Source organism: Ruegeria sp. AO1 (genome assembly GCF_056535985.1).
The window spans coordinates 1,501,449-1,525,288 of record NZ_JBQFJC010000001.1 but is presented as its reverse complement, the minus strand read 5'-3'; the positions used below and the strand labels follow the sequence as shown (position 1 = coordinate 1,525,288).

20 protein-coding genes and 1 tRNA gene are annotated in these 23,840 nt (G+C 58.0%); 7 read left to right on the top strand and 14 right to left on the bottom strand.

The window, feature by feature from the left end; all coding sequences use genetic code 11:
- Positions 1–12 precede the first annotated feature (12 nt).
- The 11 genes from ACR3FB_RS07490 to pyrH form a co-directional block, all read right to left on the bottom strand.
- Entirely contained in the window at positions 13–603 is a 591-nt protein-coding gene (locus ACR3FB_RS07490) for a YrbL family protein (protein ID WP_480565484.1), read from the bottom strand.
- A 194-nt stretch (positions 604–797) separates the two neighbouring features.
- Positions 798–1,505, bottom strand: coding sequence for an IS6 family transposase (locus ACR3FB_RS07485; RefSeq protein WP_480565482.1), 708 nt, complete (start codon positions 1,503–1,505; stop codon positions 798–800).
- Positions 1,506–1,750: 245 nt separating this feature from the next.
- Positions 1,751–1,840 (bottom strand) — tRNA-Ser (locus ACR3FB_RS07480).
- A 108-nt stretch (positions 1,841–1,948) separates the two neighbouring features.
- Positions 1,949–4,363, bottom strand: coding sequence for a DUF3772 domain-containing protein (locus ACR3FB_RS07475; RefSeq protein ID WP_480565480.1), 2,415 nt, complete (start codon positions 4,361–4,363; stop codon positions 1,949–1,951).
- Positions 4,363–5,397 carry a cysteine synthase A gene (locus ACR3FB_RS07470; RefSeq protein WP_480565478.1) on the bottom strand — a complete coding sequence of 345 codons (1,035 nt, stop codon included), beginning with the start codon at positions 5,395–5,397 and terminating at the stop codon, positions 4,363–4,365. The genes ACR3FB_RS07475 and ACR3FB_RS07470 overlap by 1 nt, the downstream gene beginning before the upstream one ends.
- A gap of 68 nt (positions 5,398–5,465) precedes the next feature.
- On the bottom strand, positions 5,466–6,581 hold the full coding sequence (locus ACR3FB_RS07465; protein ID WP_480565476.1) for an NUDIX domain-containing protein: 1,116 nt from the start codon (positions 6,579–6,581) through the stop codon (positions 5,466–5,468).
- Between the two features lie 31 nt (positions 6,582–6,612).
- Positions 6,613–7,053: a TrgA family protein gene (locus tag ACR3FB_RS07460; protein WP_480565474.1), complete on the bottom strand. Its 441-nt coding sequence runs from the start codon at positions 7,051–7,053 to the stop codon at positions 6,613–6,615.
- A gap of 16 nt (positions 7,054–7,069) precedes the next feature.
- Positions 7,070–8,278 (bottom strand): class I SAM-dependent methyltransferase, encoded by a 1,209-nt coding sequence (locus ACR3FB_RS07455; protein ID WP_480565472.1) that lies wholly within the window; start codon positions 8,276–8,278, stop codon positions 7,070–7,072.
- A 69-nt stretch (positions 8,279–8,347) separates the two neighbouring features.
- Complete coding sequence (locus tag ACR3FB_RS07450) at positions 8,348–9,772, bottom strand: cryptochrome/photolyase family protein (protein WP_480565470.1); 1,425 nt, start codon at positions 9,770–9,772, stop codon at positions 8,348–8,350.
- A 48-nt stretch (positions 9,773–9,820) separates the two neighbouring features.
- Positions 9,821–11,047, bottom strand: coding sequence for an aminotransferase class V-fold PLP-dependent enzyme (locus ACR3FB_RS07445; RefSeq protein ID WP_480565468.1), 1,227 nt, complete (start codon positions 11,045–11,047; stop codon positions 9,821–9,823).
- A gap of 48 nt (positions 11,048–11,095) precedes the next feature.
- Positions 11,096–11,839, bottom strand: coding sequence for a UMP kinase (pyrH, locus tag ACR3FB_RS07440; protein ID WP_170469717.1), 744 nt, complete (start codon positions 11,837–11,839; stop codon positions 11,096–11,098).
- A gap of 85 nt (positions 11,840–11,924) precedes the next feature.
- On the opposite strand from pyrH, the gene miaA reads away from it, so the two are divergent.
- The 5 genes from miaA to ACR3FB_RS07415 all read left to right on the top strand — a co-directional run bounded on the left by miaA (position 11,925) and on the right by ACR3FB_RS07415 (position 19,666).
- Positions 11,925–12,818 carry a tRNA (adenosine(37)-N6)-dimethylallyltransferase MiaA gene (gene miaA, locus ACR3FB_RS07435; protein ID WP_480565466.1) on the top strand — a complete coding sequence of 298 codons (894 nt, stop codon included), beginning with the start codon at positions 11,925–11,927 and terminating at the stop codon, positions 12,816–12,818.
- A 351-nt stretch (positions 12,819–13,169) separates the two neighbouring features.
- A complete protein-coding gene (locus tag ACR3FB_RS07430; RefSeq protein ID WP_170638867.1) occupies positions 13,170–14,840 on the top strand; it encodes an ABC transporter substrate-binding protein in 1,671 nt (556 codons plus the stop codon).
- Between the two features lie 121 nt (positions 14,841–14,961).
- A complete protein-coding gene (locus ACR3FB_RS07425; RefSeq protein WP_170376750.1) occupies positions 14,962–16,008 on the top strand; it encodes an ABC transporter permease in 1,047 nt (348 codons plus the stop codon).
- A 14-nt stretch (positions 16,009–16,022) separates the two neighbouring features.
- The gene (locus tag ACR3FB_RS07420) at positions 16,023–17,486 is read left to right on the top strand and encodes an ABC transporter permease (protein WP_480565464.1); all 1,464 of its coding nucleotides are present in this window, start codon (positions 16,023–16,025) and stop codon (positions 17,484–17,486) included.
- A gap of 92 nt (positions 17,487–17,578) precedes the next feature.
- Entirely contained in the window at positions 17,579–19,666 is a 2,088-nt protein-coding gene (locus ACR3FB_RS07415; protein ID WP_480565462.1) for a dipeptide ABC transporter ATP-binding protein, read from the top strand.
- Positions 19,667–19,747: 81 nt separating this feature from the next.
- Here ACR3FB_RS07415 and ACR3FB_RS07410 read toward each other — a convergent pair whose 3' ends face one another.
- Positions 19,748–20,326, bottom strand: coding sequence for a lytic transglycosylase domain-containing protein (locus tag ACR3FB_RS07410; protein ID WP_480565460.1), 579 nt, complete (start codon positions 20,324–20,326; stop codon positions 19,748–19,750).
- Between the two features lie 203 nt (positions 20,327–20,529).
- On the opposite strand from ACR3FB_RS07410, the gene ssb reads away from it, so the two are divergent.
- Together ssb and ACR3FB_RS07400 are read left to right on the top strand one after the other, a co-directional pair.
- A complete protein-coding gene (ssb, locus tag ACR3FB_RS07405; protein ID WP_170665265.1) occupies positions 20,530–21,036 on the top strand; it encodes a single-stranded DNA-binding protein in 507 nt (168 codons plus the stop codon).
- An 18-nt stretch (positions 21,037–21,054) separates the two neighbouring features.
- On the top strand, positions 21,055–22,125 hold the full coding sequence (locus ACR3FB_RS07400; RefSeq protein WP_480565458.1) for a site-2 protease family protein: 1,071 nt from the start codon (positions 21,055–21,057) through the stop codon (positions 22,123–22,125).
- 9 nt (positions 22,126–22,134) lie between these two features.
- Here ACR3FB_RS07400 and aroB read toward each other — a convergent pair whose 3' ends face one another.
- Complete coding sequence (gene aroB / locus ACR3FB_RS07395) at positions 22,135–23,247, bottom strand: 3-dehydroquinate synthase (RefSeq protein ID WP_480565456.1); 1,113 nt, start codon at positions 23,245–23,247, stop codon at positions 22,135–22,137.
- On the bottom strand, positions 23,248–23,835 hold the full coding sequence (locus ACR3FB_RS07390) for a shikimate kinase (protein ID WP_419739741.1): 588 nt from the start codon (positions 23,833–23,835) through the stop codon (positions 23,248–23,250).
- Positions 23,836–23,840: the final 5 nt, after the last annotated feature.

The following is a 23,840-nucleotide window of genomic DNA, read 5'->3' as shown; positions in this document are numbered from 1 at the left end:
ATTCTACCGCAACTAGCCCGCCATGCGCGCACGCCGCCGCGCCATGGATTTGCGAAACGCCCAATCGCTGAACAGTGTCAGAGGCAACAGGACCCTCTCACCCAACCCGTCAATGACGACAAGTCTGCCACCGCGCTCCTGCGCGCGAACGATGTTTCCGATCCCCATGTCACCAACGATGATGCGTCCGCGCTCCAGATCGTCCAGCAACTCCAGCAAGTCGGCCCGCAGCTTCTGAGCCACTTCCGGGTCACCATTTGCAGCCATCATCTCAGCATGCAAGGACGGGGCGAGATCCCCATCCGGTCCGGTCATCTTTTCCACCACGATTGAAGGCCCGCGAGAGGTTGGTGCATAGCCCATGAACTTCGCCAGACGCTCAATCTCGGGGCAGCCACGGTGCAGCGCGGCAAGGTATTCGTTTGCCTCGCGGTTCCATTGTCGCAAATTGCCGTAACGCCATTCCGCATAGCGCGGTATGAGGTGGTTTCGCTTCGGCTCATCCACGCGGACTTTCAACAGGGCGCCATCCATTTCGGGATGCTGGAAAATCTCATAATTCTGGCTTGTACGCAGAGGCACCTGCCCGGTCAGGTCAATCATGTTCGTCCGTCTGTCCTGTGCAGAAAATTCGCGTCGACCGGCACTATATGGCTGTCATGGAACTGATACAATGCAACCGGATCTCGCCACATTGAACGCTCGTATCTAGGTGCGGCATAAACTGGTCAGGGGGATTGTGGCGGTGCTGTCAGACGAATTCGAACCAGTCTTAGTTTGCCGCAGAAACCACGAACCTATCCAGAACAAAGCTGACGCCACTCACTAAGAGCGGCGCTGCGTGTTAACTTGAAGGTGTCTCGGCTGGCTAGCGATCTTTCCTGATTGAAGTGGTTGTAGACGGACGAGTGGACGGAGGCGAATTTCTGCAAACTTCGCATGCGCCTGAAACGCTGCATCGCGCGCTCGCGTCGTCGAAATGGGAGGTGCGAATTCTCGACGCGGTTGTTGAGCCACCTACCCGTCCTTTGTTTTTCGATTGCGCCAAGCTCTCTTAGAGCGGCCCGATACGATGCGAAGCAATCCGTGACAACGGCTTCCGCCTTACCGTGTCGCTTCATTAATTTCTTGAGGAATTTCAGTGCTGCAGCTTTGTTTCGGCGTTTGGTGACAACGGCTTCCAGTACCTCGCCTTCGTGATCAACGGCCCGCCAAAAATAATGCCGCTTGCCATTCACCTTCACGAAAACCTCGTCCACGTGCCACTTCCATTTGCAGTATGCTCTCAATTGCTGAACACGCTTTCTTCGGATTTCGGCAGCAAACACTGGGCCAAACCTGTTCCACCAATAACGTACAGTTTCGTGACTCACTTCGATGCCTCGCTCGTGCAGCAGATCTTCGACATTTCGAAGCGAAAGCGGGAAGCGGATGTACAACATCACCGCAAGGCGGATGATCTCGCGGCTGGTTTTGAAGTATTTGAAAGAGGCAGGTCTGGTCATTCCTTAATGCTATGCACCCGCCCTGCCCCGCTCAAGCAAAGTTCTTCTGACAAGACCAATTGCTGCTTATCAGGGAAAACCAGCCCAAAGCGACCCCGCCAAAATTCGGCACTGAGACTGCCGCCGGAGTTGCGTTCTGAGTGTACGATCTGCTCCGTCTCTGATTGAAAGCGCACGCGCCAACGCACGGGAAATGCGGCGAAATTCCGGGTCAGAAAACACAACTGAAGTGAGACAGGTATGAGTGGCGGAGAGACAGGGATTCGAACCCTGGAGACGGTTTCCCGCCTACACACTTTCCAGGCGTGCGCCTTCGACCACTCGGCCACCTCTCCGTGAGCGCGATATGTGACGCAATGTAAAAGGATTTGCAAGGCCCCAATTCCGTGAATTCACACCCGTTTGCACATTAGTTTGCGGACCATTCCCAACGCGAGCAATGGTCAGACTTCGTCCCCTCCGTCGCCGTCCAGATCTCCCTCGGTCATGGCTGCGGGTTCGGTGCTGGGTGCTCGTTGCTCCGGGGCTGGCGAGGTTGGGTCTTGTGATTCAGTGCGCAGGGCTTCGGGGTTGCGAAGCCAAACGTCGCGTTGTGCGAATGGAATCTCGATCCCTTCTTCCACGAACCGGCGATTGATTTCGTGGTTCATGTCGGATTTGACCGACAGAACCCAATTCACGTCCCGCAGAATACCCCTGATTTCAAAGTCCAGCGAATCCGCGCCGAACCCCTGAAACACCACGCTGGGGGCTGGGTTCGCCAACACCATAGGATGAGAATTCGCGATCTCGCCCAGAATGGTCTCGACCTTGCGCGTGTCGGTTCCGTAGGCCACACCCACCGGCACGATCACCCGGCCAATCGTGTTGCCACGCGTATAGTTGGTGACCACGCCACTGATCAGATCCGAATTCGGAACAATAACATCCGTCCGGTCAAACGTCTCAATCCGCGTGGATCGGACCGAGATATCGCGGACGTAGCCCATCATGCCGTTCACATCGATCCAATCCCCTTTCGAGATGGGACGCTCGACCAGAAGAATGATGCCAGAAACGAAGTTCGAAACGATGGTCTGAAGACCAAAACCAATACCGACAGACAGTGCACCGGCTACAATCGCGAGTGATGAGAGATCAAACCCAGCCACCGTGATTGCAACCAGTGAGGCGAGGAAAATGCCGACGTAACCAGTGCCCGATACGATCGCATTTTGCCCGCCCGGATCAATACTTGTCTTGGGCAGCAGCGAATTGCGCAAGCCTCCCTGTAGCAGTCGTGTCAGGCCATATCCGATGGCAAACACGGCGACAAAAGTCAGGAAATTGGACGGAGAGATCGTAACCCCGCCCAAGCTGAACCCTTGCAGGATCTGCGACCAGATCTCGCTAAGATCCGCTTCGCGCGCGCCCCAGAAAAGGGCCAGGATAGGGATCGAAATCAAGGCCAGGAAGAAACCCACCAGAACCGCGAATAGAGAATCGCGGGCGTTATCCCCCTGCCCCGTAAACCAGCCGTATAGCGAGCTGATAAAGCGCTGTACGATCACAAGAATGGCTATCAGGATCAGCGTATTGACTGCAGGAAACACAATCGCTTCGGCCGCATTTGTGTAGCCCAACAAGGCCAGAACAGGCGCGCTGACACCAAGCAAGAGCACGATGCGTCGGACAACCTCAACAACCTGTGAAAACCCGCTGACGCGTTGGACCTCGCCGCCCTCGGTTGCTGGATCTGACCGTCGGATCTGACGAATGCGCAGCAGAAGAAGTGAGGTGACGACAATGACCGGAAAGACCACAACAGCGCGGGTGGACTCCGCTATGTTCTCAATCCTCTCGAACAGACCGATCAAGTCATGCAGGATCAGCATCACTGCCAGAATATCGACGTAGATACGAATCTCGGTGATTTGCCCCGCCGAGAATCTTCGGAAATTCTGTGCCGCGGCCATCAAGTAGACTTGCCGTCCCACCCAGTCGAAGACAAGCACGATCGCCGCCCAATACGGCACCTGCTGCAGTAAAAGCGTGCCGCGCAGACCAAGTACTCCGGTCAGGTCAATCGCAGCTGTTAGAGCCACCACGCCAATCCAGGGAAGGATGATACGCAGCAAGGAAATCACAAAGGTCCACGCACCGGTTCCGCGCCCACCGAAACGACGCAGATAGTCGCCTCCGCGTTCAGACCAACGGCGCCCGTAAACCAGTAGGATGACGGCCAGCGCCACCAAGGCCAGTATCGCGGGGGCCTGATTTTGCACGCGCTCTTTAGTGACGTCCGATGTCAGATTGGCCGACGTCTCGTTGAACAATCCGAACAGAGCCTCGCGGATATCTGACCATGCGGCGGGCCATGTCGACAGGTTCAGCGGCGATGGACCACGTTCCAGAAACTGCTTTCTCTGACGTTCTCGCAGGATACGATCAATTTCGCTGACCAGACCGTTGGCGCGGCTAAAGGCCTCTTCGGAGATAATCCGCGGCACCCGCAAGGCGTTGAGCTGTTCGTCCAGATGCTCGCGAAGTTGTGCGATATCCTCCGGCTCCGTGACCCCTTCTTCAGGCTTGGGACCCAGCGCCTTGACCTGGCTTTCCAGCGTCTGGATGCGGTCGGCGTTTGCGTTGCGAGCCGAATTGAACGTGTTGCGATAACCGTCGATCTCGGTTCGCAACTGCTCCATCGCGGCGTCCGACGCCCTGTCGGCTTCAACTACACTTTCGGCACGGTCCGCAGTGCTGAGCCAGCCCTTATAGAACTCGCTCTGTCGATCAGTCAGTTGCGCCGAGGCTACCCCCGCCAACCCGACTAAGATAAGCGCAGCAATTGTCAGAAACAGGCGGACCTGTCGCAGCATCAGACGTCCTCGAACACGCCCGGTATCTTTCGCGGGGCGTCTGTCATCCAATTGGGCACCGGCAGTTCTTTTTCACGCAGGAACTCGGGATTGAACAGTTTGGACTGATAGCGTGTGCCATAGTCACACAGGATGGTCACAATCGTATGCCCCGGCCCAAGTTCTTTGGCCAAACGCACCGCACCAGCCATGTTGATCGCGGTCGAACCGCCCATGACCAGACCTTCTTCGCGCAGCAGATCAAAGATGTACGGCAGGGCCTCATTGTCGGTCGCCTGATAGGTGTAGTCCGGCTTAAACCCTTCGAGGTTCTTGGTGATCCGCACCTGTCCGATACCTTCTGCGATCGAGCCGCCCTCCATCGCGATTTCGCCAGTTGTGTAATAGGAATACAGCCCCGCGCCCATCGGATCGACCAGGCCTATCTTCACGCCTTTGGGCTGCAGCGCATCGGCCACGCCCGCCAGCGTTCCGCCCGAGCCGACCGCGCAGACAAAACCATCCACCTTGCCGCCGGTTTGTTCCCAGATTTCGGGGCCAGTGGTTTCCACATGGGCCTGACGGTTGGCAACATTGTCGAACTGGTTAGCCCAGATCGCGCCATTGGGTTCGGTTTGCGCCAGTTCCTCGGCCAGACGGCGCGAGTAGTGAACGAAGTTGTTAGGGTTACGATACGGTGCCGCCGGAACCTGAACTAACTGCGCACCCGCAAGCCGCAGCATGTCTTTCTTTTCTTCGGACTGGGTTTCCGGGATCACGATCACCGTCTTGAACCCCATCGACGCGCCGACCAGAGCCAGACCGATACCGGTATTGCCTGCGGTGCCTTCTACAATCGTGCCACCGGGCTTCAACTCACCCCGCGCAACTGCGTCGCGGATGATGTAGAGAGCAGCACGGTCCTTGACCGACTGACCGGGGTTCATGAATTCAGCCTTGCCGAGGATCTCGCACCCGGTTTCTTCACTGATGCGCTTCAACCGGATCAGCGGCGTTTTTCCGACTGCGTCGGCAAGATCTCGTGCAATGCGCATGGCACCCTCATTTCATTTTGTAACACTGCAGATTTACAGCCGCTATGCGCCAACCACAAGCACGATAGTCACCCACGCAGGCGGTCGCGATGGCGCGCCAGCCAATGGGCCAGAGTCAACAGCGGTAAGTCTTTGAATTCACCGCGATCCACCATGGCGATAAACGTCTCAAACGGTAGAACACGAGAGCGTATATCCTCTCCTTCGGAGGTCAGCCCTGCGGTTATTGCAGGATCTGTCAAATCTCCAAGCCCGACATAGAGATAGACGTACTCGGTCGACGACCCGCTGGAGGAATAACCTCCGCCTGCGCTATGCAGAGCATCGAAAGCGATGCCGGCCTCCTCCATCCCTTCACGATGTGCGGCCTGCTCTGGCGTTTCGCCAGGGTCGATCATGCCTGCAACCGGCTCCCACATCCAAGGTTCGGGATCATCGATCAGATAGATTGGGGCGCGGAACTGCTCGACAAGCAACACGGTATCTCGCACCGGATCATAGGGCAGAACGATTACTGCACTGCCTTGCAACAGCGCGCTTCGGTTCAGCGTCGGCCCCATGGCTCCATCGTATTGACGATGTTGCAGGTCGATCTCTTCCATCGCGAAGTAATTGACATAGGCCCGATGATGGCGATGCACGATCAGGTCCTTTGACACATCGCGCGCATCCCCTGTTCGGCGCTGCCGCGCGAAGAGTTTCGCCCAGGCCCGTGTCTGAATCGCCGGCATGCTGCGCGCCATATCTGCCGACGCAACCCGCCCGAAATAGCCCATCTCCTCTTCGGCGGCGAGCGCGGTGACGTCACCGAGGCGTTCAACCCACGCGTCCAGAGACCAAGGGCCATCCGGCACCCACGCCGCAGGTTCGGGAAAAAACACCTGAGCCTGCGTTTGGGTTCCATCTTCCAGTTTCACTGCCAACGGCCTGAGATCATAGTCGAACCCGCCCTCATAAAAGGCCAGTCGATCCAGATCCGATCGCGACAGGCCTTGCACAAACAGTCCCGCGGACTGCTCACCATCTGCCTGTTGGATCATCGGGAAATCCTGCCCCTGAACCGCAGAAACAACGTGGTCTGGCAAGGTGGCTGGCGTTAGCGACAACTTTGACGACGAGCGCCCCAGAACGGCCTCCAACAGCGGCACATGCCGCAGGGTTCCATAGAAGAACAAATCGGACACGAGAGGACAGGCTTTCGTTAAGTGTTTACATTCAGCGCCAGCGACGGCTTGCTATTTCCGTCAGCAAACCGGTTGCAACGGCCCCAACACCCAAGGTGATCAGAATTTCTGGCGCGAGCAACTGCTCACCGAATTCGACTCCAATCTTGAAGATTGCAATAAGCGCCTCGAAAGGGCCATCATAGCGGTGGCGCATGGCCAGCCGGAACATTTCATAAGTGCCCTGAACGAAAAGGCCCCAAAACACCAGTGAAGCCACGCCGGTCAGGCCGTTATTAACCCCGGCCGTCCAGCCTCGGCCAGCGCGCTTGCCCATGATTTTCCAACCGCAAATCCAACCCAAGGCGATGTTGACCACGGTAAAATACCCGTAGTCCTTCCCCTCTTCTCCGTTTGCGATAACCATGCTGGACACGATGAACGCCAACACCACAAGACAAGCGGCGGCGACAAGGCGACTGGCGGTGGGCATGTATGAATTCCGTTCGTTAACTAGGCTTTGATATGGTGATCTGTGTCACATCGCAATTGCCCGTGTCAAAGGCTGCGCCGCAGGCCGTCAAATAATAATTCCACATGCGGCGGAAACGCTCATCAAATCCCATGTCTGAGATCTGGTCCCACTTGTCGTTGAATGTATCAAACCATCGCCGCAAGGTCAGGTCATAACTCTTGCCGAACTCCTTCGAGCGCACGACATCCAGACCCGCCTGAGCAATCTGCTGTCGCAAGATGGTCGGCGGTGGCAGCATACCCCCAGGGAAGATGTATTTTTGAATGAAATCAACGCCGTTCTTGTAGTAATCCCAGCGATGATCACCCACGGTGATGATCTGCAACGTGGCTTGCGCCCCCGGCTTCAACCGATCCCGCACGGTATCGAAATAGACCGGCCAGTATTTCTGACCCACGGCTTCAAACATCTCGATCGAAGCAATGCCGTCGTATTGCCCTTGTTCGTCGCGATAGTCTTGAAGCTTCAGATCAACCAGATCCGATATACCAGCCTTCTCAATGCGTTGTTGCGCGAACTTCAGCTGCTCTTGGCTGATGGTCAGACCCGTTACGCGCAGGCCCCGCTCTTTCGCGGCATATTCGGCGAAGCCGCCCCAGCCACAGCCGATCTCAAGCACATGATCGCCTGGTTTGACTCCCATCTCATCGACCATGCTGGCGTATTTGGCGGTCTGCGCCTTCTCGAGGCTTTCCTGTCCTGTCTCGAAAATGGCGCTGGAATAAGTCATCGTATCGTCAAGCCAGAGCGCATAAAAATCGTTTCCCAAATCGTAGTGATACGAGATATTTTTCTTGGCCTGTTTGCGATTGTTCCGATGCAACCAAAACCGCAGACGCTCATAGGCCTGCACGAGAAACTTGCCAGTGAACCCATCGTAGGCCGTTTCACTGCCCATATGGACCAAATCCATAAAGGCGCGCAAATCAGGCGTGCTCCAATGGCCCTCAAGATACGCGTCGGAAAAGCCAAGCTCACCTTCCCGGATCAGGCGGGCGAACACGTCGGGATCGTGAATTTCGACCTCGGCAACCGGTCCTGGCTTTGAGCCCTCAACACGGAAGGTCCGTCCGTCGGACAAAGTAATATCCAAGCGCCCGGCTTCCATTTTGCTCAGCATCTTGAAAACCTGCGCGAAATATCTGGGCAGACTTTTTTGGCCTTCGGTCGTTGTCAAGATCATCCGCTCTCCCCTCTGCGGTGGTTGATGCAGGCTAGGACGCAATTGTGTTTGTGGCAAGTTTTCAGTTCCTTACTGGTTTTTTCGGCGTTCATACGCGGCCAGCGCGCGGGCGCGCCCTGTTGGCAGTTCGACCACCGGTGGTGGGTAATCTGCCTTGGGGTTCAAACCCCAGGAACGGGGCGTGGCTTCAAAGTAGGACAAGGCCGTCTCAGACGGGTTTGGCCTGCCCTCGGCAACCCACTGTTTCAAGTAGGCAGCCTTGGGGTCGAATTTTTCCTGCTGTGTAACGGGATTGAAAATGCGGAAGAACGGAGACGCATCCGGTCCGGACCCCGCGACCCATTGCCAGCCCATCGCATTGCAGGCCGGATCCCAATCGATCAGGCACTCCTCGAACCACTTCATACCGATTTTCCAATGGGTCATCAGATGCTTGGTCAAGTAACTTGCCACAATCATCCGGGCGCGGTTGTGCATCCGCCCGGTCACATACATCTGCCGCAGACCCGCATCCACAACCGGGATGCCGGTTCTGGCCTGCAGCCAAGCCTGCACCTCGGGCGAATCTTGGACCTCGTTCCACGGAAAAGCGTCCCATTCGGGCTTCCAGTTGCCCGAAACTAGCTGAGGCGTGTGGTACATCAAGTGATAGGCGAACTCGCGCCAGACAAGCTGTCGCAGAAATGAGCCCGTGCCTTTGGTCCCTTCGAAAGCTGCGCGTTGGACGCGATGCCAAGCGGTACGCGGACCGATTTCACCCAATGAGAGGTATTCGGACAGGTTCGAGGTCCCGTCCAGATCCAGCCTGTCACGGTCAGCGCCGTAATTCGCGATCCGGTTCAGGAACCCCTCCAGATGATCAAGCGCCGCTTGTTCGCCCGGTTGCACATAGGGTTTGACGATCTTCGCCCCTCGGTTCATCGCTGCGCCAAGGTGCCAGGTCGCCAGATCGTCCGAGGCGGGCCAGTACGCGGGGGCGATTAGCCGGGTCGGCGCGGCCTCGGGCGGAGGGACCTCACGCCCCTGCACTGCGCGCCACATCGGGGTGAAGACGCGAAACGGTTGACCGGCTTTGGTTGCAACCGTCCAGGGTTCGAACAGAAGATGACCGGCAAAGGATTTGGCCTCGATCCCCTGCTCTTTCAGCGCCGATTTGACCTTTGTGTCCCGCGCAATCGAGGCCGGATCGTAAGCGCGCGACCAATACACGTCCGTCGCGCCGGTTTCCGCTATCAGCCGCTGCAACTGTGCCAACGCATCGCCCTGTCGCAGGATCAGACAGCTGCCTATGGCGTCCAGCGAGCGTCCAAAGACCTCAAGCCCCAGCCCAAGCCGCCATTTCGGGGCCGCGCCAAGGGTTTGCACCAGATCATCGCACAGGAATACCGGCACCACAGGGCGACCTGTCGCAGCCGCAGTAGCAAGCGCCGGATGATCGCTTAGCCGAAGGTCACGTCTGAACCACAAAATGATCGGAGGTTGCCCGTCTTCCATATTCGCCCCGCCGTTTTCTTTCCACTACGGAGCATATCGAAAACTGGATCACAAAACCCGGTCAAGTGCATTCAATAACTGATCAATTTCCTGTTGGGACGTGTAGTGCGTAAAGCTGACCCGCAACACGCCTTGATCCGGATCGACCCCCATCGCCTGCAACGCGCGTACAGCATAGAAGTCACCACCGCCTGCCATGACGCCATGCTCCGCCAGCTCAGCCGCCACAGCAGCGGCCGGTCGCCCCAAAGCCAAGGCGACGGTTGGCGCGCGTCGAGTGGCATCAGACGGGCCAAGCAGTCGAACTGCGTTTCGGTTTTTGACGGTATCAAGCACCGGTTGCAGCAGCGCGACCTCGTGATTGCGCATCAGGTCATGGGCGAAAACGCCTTGCGCGGCGGCACCCTCAGTTGGGCCGCCATGGTGGGTGCTGAGCAGCGAGATGTAATCCGCCATCCCCGCGCTGGCCGCTATTTGTGCATGGTCCGGCCCTGCGGGGGTGAACCGTTTATACAGATTATCGCCGTTGAAATAATGCGCCTGATTGGGCAGCAACTCACCCAGAGCACGCCGGATGACCATGCAGCCTTGATGCGGGCCGTAGGTTTTGTAGGCTGAAAACAGATAGATATCCGGCCCCAGATCCCCCACATTCGGAAACCCGTGCGGCGCGTAGGACACGCCATCCACGCACACAAAAGCACCGGCGGCGTGGGCAATGGCGGTGATCTCGGTCACCGGGTTGATCTCACCCACCACGTTCGAGCAATGCGGGAAGCAAACCAGCCGAACTTTCTCATCCAGCAGGTTCTCCAGATCCTGCGGGTTCAGAGATCCCGTTTCGGGATCAATCTTCCACTCACGAACGTCGATCCCGGCCTCGACAAGGCGTCTCCACGGGCCAGAATTGGCCTCATGATCCTGATTGGTAACGATAATTGCTTCACCGGGGCTCATCCATTGCCGGAAGGCCTGTGCCAGAACGTAGGTGTTCTGGGTGGTCGAGGGACCAAAACTCAGTTCGTCAGTCTCAACCCCCAGAATTGCGGCCATCCGGGCGCGGGCTTCATCCATCTCGGCACCCGCAAGGCGGCTGGCCTCGTAGGGCGCGTAAGGCTGAACTTTGCGTTGAGTGTAGAACCGCGTCAGCCGGTCGATCACTTGCTGGCAGGTGTAGGAGCCACCTGCATTCTCGAAGAAGGCCTGCCCCTCAAGGCTGGGTTCGGCAAAGGCCGGAAACTGAGCCCGAACGAAATCAATATCCAACGCTGACATGGACAGACCTTTCGATGAGTGGAGAACGATATTGGCTGAGTGCGCGTCTCAGCCTTCAACCTTGGTATAGGTCCCCTCACCGGCCAGAATGCCCCGGAAACCGCCCGGCTCATCCAAACCGAATACGATCAGCGGCAAGTTGTTGTCACGTGCCAGAGCAATGGCCGAGGCATCCATGACCCGCAGCCGCTTGGCCAGTACGTCGTCGTAGGAAACCGTGTCATAGCGCTTTGCGTCGGCATGTTCTTTCGGGTCCTTGTCATACACCCCGTCCACGCCGTTTTTGCCCATGAAGATCGCCTGACAGGCCATCTCATTCGCGCGCAGGGTCGCGGCCGTATCGGTGGTGAAATACGGGTTGCCCGTACCAGCGGCAAAGATACAAACCCGTTTCTTTTCAAGGTGGCGCACGGCGCGGCGGCGGATATACGGCTCGCAGACCTCATCCATACGGATGGCCGAGATCACGCGGGTAAATACCCCGATCTCTTCCAACGCCGACTGCATCCCGAGCGCGTTCATCACGGTCGCCAGCATCCCCATATAGTCGGCCGTGGTCCGCTCCATCCCCTGGGCCGAGCCGCTGAGGCCGCGGAAGATATTGCCGCCTCCAATCACCATGCAAATCTCGACGCCCAGATCATGGACCGATTTCACCTCCTGCGCTATGCGCTGGACGGTCGGCGGGTGCAGGCCGAATCCCTGATCACCCATCAACGCCTCGCCGGAAATCTTCAGCATCACGCGATCATACTTGGGTTTTTGGGTGTTGGGGGACGAGGTCAGGCTCATATTGCGCTCCGGGCTGGCACGGGTTTATTTTCCGGCGCAAAATGAAGCAAAACGACCGCAGGTTCAATGCGGATACTGAGGGACCATGACCAATCACCCCACCGCATCGATTTGGGACCAGCTCCCCGAGATACCGGATGACAAGCCGGTTCTGATCGCTGGCCCGACAGCCTCGGGCAAGTCCGAGCTGGCGCTGCGCATTGCCGAAAGGTTCGGAGGGGTGATCGTCAACGCCGATGCAAGTCAGGTTTACGACTGCTGGCAGGTGATCTCGGCGCGCCCTTCGCCGGACGAGGAAGCGCGCGCGCCGCATCTCCTCTATGGTCACGTCGCGTTTGATCAGGAGTATTCCACTGGCCACTGGCTGCGTGAGGTCACACCACTGCTGACGGGCAGCCAGCGCCCGATCATTGTCGGCGGCACCGGGCTGTATTTCACCGCTTTGACGGAAGGAATGGCCGAGATACCGCCAACACCCCCGCATGTGCGCCAGGATGCCGATCAGATGGACTTGGCCCGGCTGATGTCGGGCGTGGACGCTGAAACCCTGACCCGGCTGGACACCAACAACCGCGCACGCGTTCAGCGCGCGTGGGAGGTTCAGCAGGCAACCGGACGCAGCCTTGCATCCTGGCAAGACGACACTCCGCCGCCTGTGCTGGCCTTGCAGGACACAGTGCCCATTGTCTTTGACGTCGACAAATCATGGCTGCTGGACCGCATCACCCGTCGGTTCGATCACATGTTAGAGAGCGGTGCTTTGGACGAAGTTGCGGCCATGCGCGACCACTATGATCCGTCGCTACCCGCCTGCAAGGCCATCGGCGTGCCGGAACTCATGGCCTATCTTGATGGCTCAATGACATTGGAGCAAGCACGCGAACGAGCCACGATCTCGACCCGTCAGTTTGCGAAACGCCAGCGCACATGGTTCCGGGCGCGTATGAAGGCGTGGAATCACCTCGATTTATCAAACTGATACGAAACGCAGTTGATTCCCTGTATCCAATCTGGCCGCCCGTCGAAATGACCCAATATTTCCAGTACTTACGGCGCTTGGCTTCCATGAGTTGGCGTCGCGCCCCGCGTCGAGAATAGGTAAGAAACACTGGGCAAGTGACGCGCAACAACTGCCCATACATGTCGTTTTTTTGCTCTTCATGCCGCATTCGAACATTGACGTCCTTCGGATTCTGTTGCCGAATACCGACATGGGGAATTCCAACGTTCAAAAAACCGAACCCTTCGACCTTCGCCTTGGCCTGAAAAACGCCGGCTAGGTTCGCTCATTCCATGCAAAAAAACAAATATGTCACAGGGAGAGACATTCATGACTAACCATACAACAAAGGGAACGTCGGTGCACTGGGCCGCAGAGATGCACGCCCAGGAATACCGCGACGGCAATCTGAGCCGCCGCGAGTTTATGGCCCGCGTCACCGCACTGGGCGTTGCCGCTCCGGTCGCGTACGGCATGATCGGTCTGCAATCACCTGCAGCTGCAGCTGAGCCGCAACAAGGTGGTACCATCCGCTATCAGATGGAAGTCCGCGCTCTTAAAGACCCGCGCACCTATGACTGGACGCAGATTGCGACCTTCACCGCGGGCTGGCTGGAGTATCTCGTCGAGTATAACAACGACGGTACGTTCAAGCCCATGCTGCTGGAAAGCTGGGAGGCCAATGATGACGCCACCGAATACACGCTGAACGTCCGCAAAGGCGTCAAGTGGAACAACGGTGACGACTTCACGGCCGAAGACGTGGCACGCAACATCGAAGGCTGGTGCGATGCATCGCTGGAAGGCAACTCGATGGCCTCGCGCATGGCGTCGCTGGTCGATGAGAGCACTCAGAAAGCCGCTGATGGCGCCATTACCGTGGTCGATTCGCACACCGTGAAACTGAAGTGCAACGCGCCGGACATCACCATCATCCCCGGCATGGCGGACTATCCGGGCGCCATCGTCCACAGCAGCTTTGACGCAAATGACATGCTGTCGAACCCGGTTGGCACAGGCTTCATGATCCCCGAAAGCCACGAGGTTGGCGTGAAGGGCGTTCTGGTCCGCAACGAGGGCTTCGACTGGTGGGGCTATGAAGCGGGCAAAGGCGGTTATATCGACCGTATCGAATTCATCGATTATGGCACCGACCCTGCCGCTTTCCTGGCCGCTTATGAGGCCGAAGAGATCGACATGAACTGGGAGTCGGTCGGTGAATTCGTCGACATCTTCGACGGCATCGGTCTTGTCCGCTCGGAAATCCCGTCGGGCTTTACCATCGTCATCCGCCCGAACCAGCTGGCTGAAGATGCGGACGGCAACAAGATCTACGGTGACAAGCGAGTCCGCCAGGCCCTCGCCATGGCGGTGGACAACGAGGTTTGTCTTGAACTCGGCATGTCCGGTTACGGCATCCCTGCCGAGAACTGCCATGTGGGCCCGATGCACCCCGAGTTTGACTCTGCTGTTACCCGCATACCATATGATCCGGCAGGCGCGAAAGCGCTGATGGACGAAGCAGGCATGGGTGATTTCGAGCACGAAGTGCAGTCCATCGACGATGACTGGCGCCGGAATACCACTGCGGCGGTTGTCGCTCAGCTGAACGACGCGGGCATCAAGGCCAAGCACACGGTTCTGCCGGGCTCGACCTTCTGGAATGACTGGACCAAGTACCCGTATTCCTCGACCAACTGGAACCACCGCCCGCTGGGCACTCAGGTTCTGGCGCTGGCTTACAAGTCGGGTGTTGCGTGGAACGAATCCGGTTTTGCCAACGAAGAGTTCGACAAGCTACTGGCCGAGGCAAACTCGCTCGCTGATGTCGACATGCGCCGCGAGGTAATGGCGAAACTGCAGGCGATCATGATCGATGAAGGTGTTGTCATTCAGCCTTATTGGCGGACTGCAATGCGCCACCATCGCGACAACATGGTCGGTGTCGAAAAGCACATCGCGGACCTCCCGCAGCTTTACAAGTTCGGCCTGACCTCCTGACCCAAAACAAACAAGGGCCGCGCCACATTGGCGCGGCCCTTCGTCCTCAATACGGCGATCATAAGAATAGCAACGCGTGAGGCGGAATGCCGTCCACGCCAGCCGACCAGCAGGGGCTAACATGGGACTTTTCATTTTAAGGCGTGTTGGGATTATGCTGTTGACAGCATTGTGCCTGACATTCCTGGTTTTTTTCCTCACCAATCTCTACCCGAACCTGGAAAAGCTTGCGAAAACGCAGGGCAATTTCCGGATGTCGGATGAGCAGGTCGAGAGCTTTTTGGAAAAAGGCGGATACCTTCAGTCGACGCCCATAAAATACGGTGAATGGCTGGGCGTTCTGCCCTCATACCGGCACACGAATGAAGACGGCACTGTTCAGGGCCGATGCATTCTACCGGGCAAAACCGCCGAAGAGTCTCCTAATTTCTGCGGCATCCTTCAGGGCTACTGGGGGTACTCGACGGTCTTCAAAGAAGAAGTCGGGACTGTTGTTGGCACTCGGCTGGCTTTGACAGGTCGGCTGATGTTCTGGGTAATGTTGCTGATGGTCCCCTCGGCCCTGATCCTTGGCATTTTGGCTGGGATGAAAGAGGGGTCGGCCACGGACCGGACCCTGTCTACCTTTGCTATTACAACTACCGCTACACCGGAATACGTCTCTGGTGTGATCTTCATCGCGATCTTCACGTCATCCGCTGTGGGCCTGAAATGGTTCAAGGGCACGGCGACGCAAGCGATGGAGAACCCAACGTTCGAGAACTTCTTCTTACCGGTACTGACCATTGCGCTTTATGGGATGGGCTATATCGCCCGCATGACCCGTGCCTCGATGACCGAGGTGATGACGGCGCAATATATCCGCACCGCGCGCCTGAAGGGTGTCTCGTTCCCGAACATCGTCATGAAACACGCGCTGCGGAACGCTCTGATCGCGCCGTTCACCGTCATCATGTTGCAGTTCCCATGGCTGCTGAATGGCGTGGTGATCGTCGAGACCCTGTTCAACTACAAGGGCTTTGGCTGGGCGCTGGTGCAGGCGGCGGGGAACAATGACATCCAGTTGTTGCTGGCGATCTCGGTCGTGTCGGTCTTCGTGGTGCTGGTGACGCAGCTGATCTCGGATATCGGCTATGTCTACCTCAACCCGCGCATTCGCATTTCTTAAGGGAGGGTCAGATCATGGAACCACTTACCTGGACCGGCTCTATCGCCTTCCTCAACCCGCTACTCGCGCTGGCACTGGGTGTCATGGCCCTGTCCATCGTCGTCTGGATGCTGGCCAGCATTGTGCTGCCCGAGGATCAGATGACGGTGAACCCAGATGGTACGTTGACCTCAAGCTCGGGCCTGCGGAACATGATACAGGCCGCGCTGCGCTATAGCTTTATGGCCAGCGTGGCGATCGCTGTCGCCTATGTCGTGCTGGGCATCCTGATAGGTACCAGCGCCGGGATCATTGGTGCGATTTCGCAGCAGTTCCTGCCCGTCTGGCTGTCACTGATCATCCTGTATGCGATGTCAATCGCGTTCAAACGCAAGCTGGGCCTTTACGGCAAGCTTTTCGACAGCCCCATCGGCATGATCGGTTTTGGCCTTGTGATGTTCTGGGTCTTTACCGGCATCTTTGGCGCACTTGATCTGATCGTGACCCATGACCCGCTTGCGCAGGTCTCGGGCATGAAGAACAAGGTACCCGGTACGCCGCTGCCAAATCTGGAGGACGGCCAATACGCCTGGTACCTTCTGGGCGGAGACAATCTGGCCCGCGACGTATTCAGCCGTATGGTCAAGGGCGCGTGGATCGTAGTGCAAATTGCGCCGCTGGCCACGATGTTTGCCTTTATGGTTGGGATCACTCTGGGCCTGCCCGCCGGGTACTATGGTGGTCGCCTGGATACGCTGTTGTCGTTCCTGGCAAACCTGATCCTCGCCTTCCCTGTGATCCTGCTGTTCTACCTGTTGGTGACACCCGAGATCGTGGCGACCGGTGTGCCAAACTATATGGCAGCCATCCTGTTTGTCTTCCCGATCATCTTCCTCGGTGTCCTGCTAAACTCACGCTACTACACGCGTCCGAATTTCCGAACACCTCTGCTCATCGGGGTTCTGGGCGTGGCGCTGTGGTTCTACCTGTCGCTGATTTCGACCGGAGGCTACATCATCAGCACCGACAGCTACCGCGTCTGGGGTCTGCCGACCTATCTGGACTTGTTCGACATTCCGGGCGGCATTCTGGTCGTGTTCGTCTCGGTGGTGTTCGTGAACTCTCCCACGGTGTTCCGCATCGTGCGCGGGTTGGCGCTGGATATCAAAACCCGTGACTACGTGGCTGCGGCTCAGACGCGTGGTGAGGGTCCGTGGTACATCATGCTGTGGGAGATCCTGCCCAACGCACGTGGTCCGCTGATCGTCGATTTTTGTCTGCGGATTGGCTACACCACCATCCTTCTGGGGACCTTGGGTTTCTTCGGGCTGGGCTTGCCGCCCGAAAGCCCGGACTGGGGCTCAACGATCAACGAAGGGCGCAAGCTGCTCTCGATCTATCTGCACCCTGCCCTTCCGCCTGCTTTGGCCTTGTTGTCACTGGTTCTGGGTTTGAACCTGCTGGCGGACGGTCTGCGCGAAGAAAGTCTGAAGGACTGATGTGATCAAGGCCGGGGGCTCTGCCCCCGGACCCCCGAGATATTTTTAGCCAGATGAAGGGGATCCCCCGGACTCTCGCGAGGAGTAACAAGATGAACAAACTGGCGGACTATGACGGGCCTATTCTGGAGATCGACAAGCTTTCGATTTCGTTTTTCACCCGGCTGAGGGAAATTCCCGCCGTTATGGATTTCTCGGTCAGTGTGCAGCCGGGTGAGGCTGTCGGGCTGGTGGGTGAATCCGGCTGCGGCAAGTCTACGGTGGCGCTGGGCGTCATGCAGGATCTGGGCAAGAACGGGCGCATCGTTGGCGGCTCGATCAAGTTCAAGGGGCGTGATCTCGGTGAGATGACTACCGAGGAATTGCGCGACATTCGTGGCAATGAGATCGCAATGATCTATCAGGAGCCGATGGCCTCGCTGAACCCGGCAATGAAGATCGGCAAACAGTTGATGGAAGTGCCGATGATCCATGAGGGCGTCGGTCAAGAAGAAGCTTATGCGCGTGCTTTGGAGGTCGTCACAGACGTCCGCCTGCCCGACCCTGAACGGATGCTGAACTCATTCCCGCACCAGCTATCAGGCGGTCAGCAGCAACGGATCGTCATCGCGATGGCGTTGATGTCGAAGCCTGCCCTGTTGATTTTGGACGAACCCACAACAGCGCTGGACGTGACCGTTGAGGCCGCAGTGGTCGAACTGGTCAAGGATCTTGGCAAGAAATACGGCACCTCGATGCTGTTCATCTCGCACAATCTTGGGCTGGTTCTGGAGACCTGCGACCGGCTGTGCGTGATGTATTCGGGCGAAGCGGTCGAGCGCGGCTCGATCCACGATGTGTTCGACGAGATGCAGCACCCTTATACACAGGCGCTGTTCCGGTCGATCCCCCTGCCCGGTGCAGACAAGAACGCGCGCCCGCTGGTGGCCATTCCGGGGAACTTCCCTCTGCCACATGAACGCCCGCCGGGATGTAACTTTGGCCCGCGTTGCGACTATTTCGAAGAAGGCCGTTGCGACGCCCAGAACATCCTGATGGAGGCTGTGCCGGGCAATGACCGCCACCACACGCGCTGTCTGAAGTTCCAGGAGATCGATTGGAACGCGCCGATCACAGTCGGTGAGCAAAAGGAAAAAGGAGAGATCGGGCGTACTGTCCTAAAGATGGACAACCTCAAGAAATATTATGAGGTGGCGGCCAACGCCCTGTTCGGAGGCGGTACGACCAAAGTGGTCAAAGCCAACGAAACCCTGACTTTTGAGGCGCACGAATCCGAGACCCTGGCCATCGTGGGCGAATCTGGTTGCGGTAAATCCACCTTCGCCAAGGTTCTGATGGGGCTTGAAACGGCGACCGATGGGCAAATCCTGCTGGACAACCGCAATATCGAGGCCGTTCCGATCGAGGAACGCGACGCCAAGACCGTGGGTGAAGTGCAGATGGTGTTCCAGAACCCGTTTGACACTCTGAACCCTTCAATGACCGTCGGGCGTCAGATCATCCGTGCACTTGAAATCTTCGGGGTTGGCAATTCCGAGGCCGAGCGCAAGAAGCGCATGCTGGAACTGCTGGATCTGGTCAAACTGCCACGCGCCTTCGCGGACCGGATGCCGCGACAGCTCTCGGGTGGTCAGAAACAGCGTGTTGGTATCGCGCGGGCCTTTGCGGGTGATGCACGGATCGTGGTGGCGGATGAGCCGGTCTCGGCCTTGGATGTATCCGTTCAGGCGGCCGTGACCGATCTGCTGATGGAGATCCAGCGCGAACACAAGACCACGCTGCTATTCATCAGCCATGATCTGTCGATCGTGCGCTATCTGAGCGACCGGGTGATGGTGATGTATCTCGGCCACGTGGTCGAACTGGGCACGACCGATCAGGTCTTCTCGCCTCCGTATCACCCCTACACCGAAGCGCTGCTGAGCGCGGTTCCGATTGCCGATACCTCAATCGAGAAGCAGCATATCGTGCTGGAGGGAGATATTCCGTCGGCTATGAACCCACCGCCGGGTTGCCCATTCCAGACGCGCTGCCGTTGGAAATCCGAGGTGCCGGACGGACGTTGTGAATCAGATGTCCCGCCTGTGAAGACTCTGGCCGATGGCCATCAGGTCAAATGTCACCTCGCCGAGGATGTCCTGGCCCGCATGGAGCCTGTGATCAAAATCGCCGCAGAATAGACGCTTGTAGGAACTTGAAAGGCCGGTCAATGAACGGTCTTTTTCGTTGAATACTACTGACAAATTGCGCTGTTCTGCGCCTTAACCGCCCCAAATCACCTTCACGTAATTCTGGGTTTCCGCGTAGGGCGGGATGCCGCCGTGTTTCTCAACGGCTTTTGGACCAGCATTGTAAGCCGCAAGCGCCAAGGGCCACGACTTGAACTTGCGGTATTGCCATGACAGGTACCGCGCGCCCCCTTCCAGGTTCTGCTTGGGATCATGTGGGTTAACGCCCAAAAGCTGGGCCGTCTGCGGCATTAGCTGCGCCAGACCAAGGGCCCCTTTGTGAGATTTCGCTGTTGGGTTCCAGCCACTTTCCTGCTGTACCAGGCGCAAAAACAGCTCTTCCGGGATGTTGTGCTGGCGGGCTGCTTGACGGGCAAGCTTCAGGTATTCTCCTCGATACTTCCCAGTATAGCGCTTGTCGAAACGCCCCTGCACCACTTTCGGCTTTAGACGCTCGGACCCGCGATATTGCGTCGCCGCGCGCGAATCCAACACTTTGGATTGCTTGAGGAAAATGTCTTTTCTATTCTTGGTAGACAGTGTCTGAGCCTGCACCGGGGCCGTGGTCAGCAGCAGACACACACCGACAAAACCTAAAACCAAAGACCGCATAAATGCCTATCCTGCCCGATCCGAAAACAAGCGGAGTATATGGTCCCGCCGCCTGAATTAAAAGCGTGCAGAACAGGGCAAGCAGATTCTTGTCCGACACTGTGTCATCAACGTGTTTTCACCCTGATGCAGGCCGTATAGGGTCTCTGGCATATTCAGCGCCAGATTCGGCGCATTCAAGTGAGAACAAAGCGGGGAACTACATGGCGGGTTCAGTCAACAAGGTCATTCTGGTCGGAAATCTCGGCCGAGATCCCGAGGTTCGGTCGTTTCAGAACGGCGGTAAAGTGTGCAACCTACGGATTGCAACGTCAGAGAACTGGAAAGACCGCAACACGGGCGAACGCCGGGAGCGGACCGAGTGGCACTCGGTCGCAATCTTCTCGGAACCTTTGGCCCGCATTGCCGAGCAATACCTGCGCAAAGGCAGCAAGGTCTACATCGAAGGCCAGTTGGAAACTCGCAAGTGGCAGGACCAGTCCGGCCAGGATCGCTATTCGACCGAGGTTGTTTTGCGCCCTTATCGCGGTGAACTGACCCTGCTGGACAGCCGTGGCGAAGGTGGCGGCGGCGGCGGATACGGCGGTGGCCAATCGGGCGGCTACAGCGGCGGACAGGCCGGCGGCGGATACGGCGATCCTTATGGCGCACCGTCCGGCTCACCTGCCCCGGCATCCGGCGGAATCGACGATGACGAGATTCCGTTCTAAACGAAACGGAGACACAACATGGCATGGTCCTTCGCTCTCGGCCGACTTCTCGGGTCCGAACTGAGGGTCCATGTCACCTTTTTCCTGTTGTTGGCCTGGGTCGGATTTGCAGCCTATTCCAGCGGAGGTTGGCCCGCCGCGATCGAGAACCTGATTTTCGTGCTGGCCCTGTTCGCCTGTGTCGTGGCGCATGAGTTCGGCCACGCCCTTATGGCGCGTCGCTTCGGCATCAAAACCCCTGACATCACCCTGTTGCCCATCGGCGGTCTGGCCCGGTTGGAGCGTATGCCAGAAAAACCGATGCAAGAGGTCTGGGTGGCCCTCGCCGGTCCGGCTGTGAATGTCGCGATCTGGTTGATTCTGGTGGGGTTTGGCGCCGAGATGCCCTTTGAGACGATCAGCCAGATAGAATCCGCAAATATCGGGATGCTGGACCGTCTCGCCTACATCAATCTTCTGCTGGCGGCGTTCAACATGATCCCTGCCTTCCCGATGGATGGAGGTCGCGTTTTCCGGGCCCTCCTCTGCCTTCGTCTGGACCGCGTCACAGCCACGCGCATCGCGGCGCTAAGCGGTCAGATGCTTGCCGTTGGGCTCGGGTTCTATGGGCTCAGCTCGGGCAACCCGATCCTCGTCGTGATTGCTGTTTTCGTGTTCTTCGCAGCCAATGCAGAAAGTCAGGATGTGGCGCTGCGCTCGGCCACGCGGCACGTTTTAGCACGCGATGCGATGATTACAGAATTTCACGCGCTGTCACCTCAGGACACGTTGAATACTGCCGCGCAGGCCGTGATCCATACAACGCAACATGAGTTTCCGGTTCTGGACGACAAAGGCCACCTTCAGGGCTTCGTAACCCGAGATCATCTGTTCAAGGCGCTGGCCGGCGACCACCCACGCTCTGACCCCGCCATTTCGATCATGGAGCGTAACATCCCGCAGGTCGGCTTGACCGCGGGATTGGCAAAGGTTTTGGACGGGTTGCACAAAGGCGCGCCGGCGGTCGCCGTGATCAATCGCACCGGGCTAATGATCGGCTATATTACCCGCGAAAACATCGGTGAGCTGATGGTGATCCGAGGACGCTGACCGCCCTCGTCAGACTGATGCCAACGCATCCTCTAGCACCGACAGGACGGCCTCACGCGGGACATCCGTAGTCACAAAAGCCTGACCGATCCCTCGCGCCAGAATGAAACGTAACTGACCGTCGATCACCTTTTTGTCCTGCGCCATCAGGTCCACTAGGGCCTCGGCCCCGGGAAGATCACCTGGAATATCAGCCAGATCGGTTTTCATCCCCATAGCCTTCAGATGCGCCCGCACTCGGCTTGGGTCTTCCTGCGAACACAGGCCCAGTCGTGCCGACAATTCAAAGGCCAGCGCGCAGCCGATGGCAACGCCTTCGCCATGCAGCAGCCGGTCGGAATACCCCGTCGCGGCCTCCAACGCGTGGCAGAATGTGTGCCCGAGGTTCAGAAGCGCGCGATCGCCCTGCTCGGTCTCGTCACGTGCGACAATGTCAGCTTTCATCTGAACCGAGCGAGTCACGGCACGCACCCGCGCGGCCATATCGCCTGAGGAGACCTTGGTCCCATTCCCTTCAAGCCATTCGAAGAAATCGGCGTCGCCCAGCAGCCCGTATTTGACCACCTCTCCGTAGCCCGAAAGGAAATCGCGCTGGGTCATGGTGCCCAGAACCGAGGTATCGGCCAGCACCAAGGAGGGTTGATGAAACGCTCCGATCAGGTTTTTGCCCTGCGGCGCGTTGATCCCGGTTTTGCCACCAACCGAGCTGTCGACCTGCGCCAGCAACGAGGTCGGGATCTGAACGAAACGCACGCCACGGCGCAGCACAGCGGCAGCGAAACCTGCGAGGTCCCCGATCACTCCTCCACCAAGGGCAATGACGATGTCCCGCCGTTCGACCTTTTCGGCCAGAAGCCATTCAACCGCGCGCTCAAAATGCGGCCAGCTTTTGGTCGCCTCACCTGCGGGCAAGGCGAGTGAGGACATCTCGATCCCCGCGGTCGCAAGCCCGTCGCGCAGGGCCTCTAGATGAAGGGCGGCGACGTTCTCGTCAGTCAGAACCGCAACTTTCGGACGGTGCAGCAAAGGCGCGATCCGCGCACCGGATTGCGCCAGCAGGTCCGGGCCAATCTCGACATCATACGAGCGTTCGCCCAATTCCACATGTACGGTCTGATGCATCTAATTTCGTTCCAAAACATCGGGTCGCGCCAGAAGGGCGTCGACCACGCGGTCTACCATATTGTCGATCGAGGTCTCACCATCCGAGGCCACCGTCAGATCGGCCTCGGCATAGATCGGGACACGCGCCTCGTACAGCGCCTTCAATGTCGCATAAGGGTCATCAGTCCTCAGTAACGGGCGCGTATCCTTATGCCGCACCCGGTTCCACAACACATCCAGATCCGCCCGCAACCAGACCGAGGCACCCCGTTCGGTGATCATGTCGCGGTTTCCCTCCGACAGAAACGCGCCACCGCCCGTCGACAGGATACCTTTCTGCTCATCCAGCAAGCGACCGATAACCTGGGTTTCCTTGGCGCGGAAAAACGGCTCTCCGTCGCGCTGGAAAATCTCGGGGATGGTCATATTGGCGGCTGATTCGATCTCGGCGTCGCTATCGAGGAAAGGAACACCCAGCCGCGCCGCTAGTGCGCGGCCCACAGCGGTCTTTCCGGCCCCCATCATGCCCACAAGAACAACGGTTTTGTGCAGATCAAACCCGCCCTGTGTGCCTGCCGCGTGTGTGTTATGCTTAATTTCGCTCATTTAAC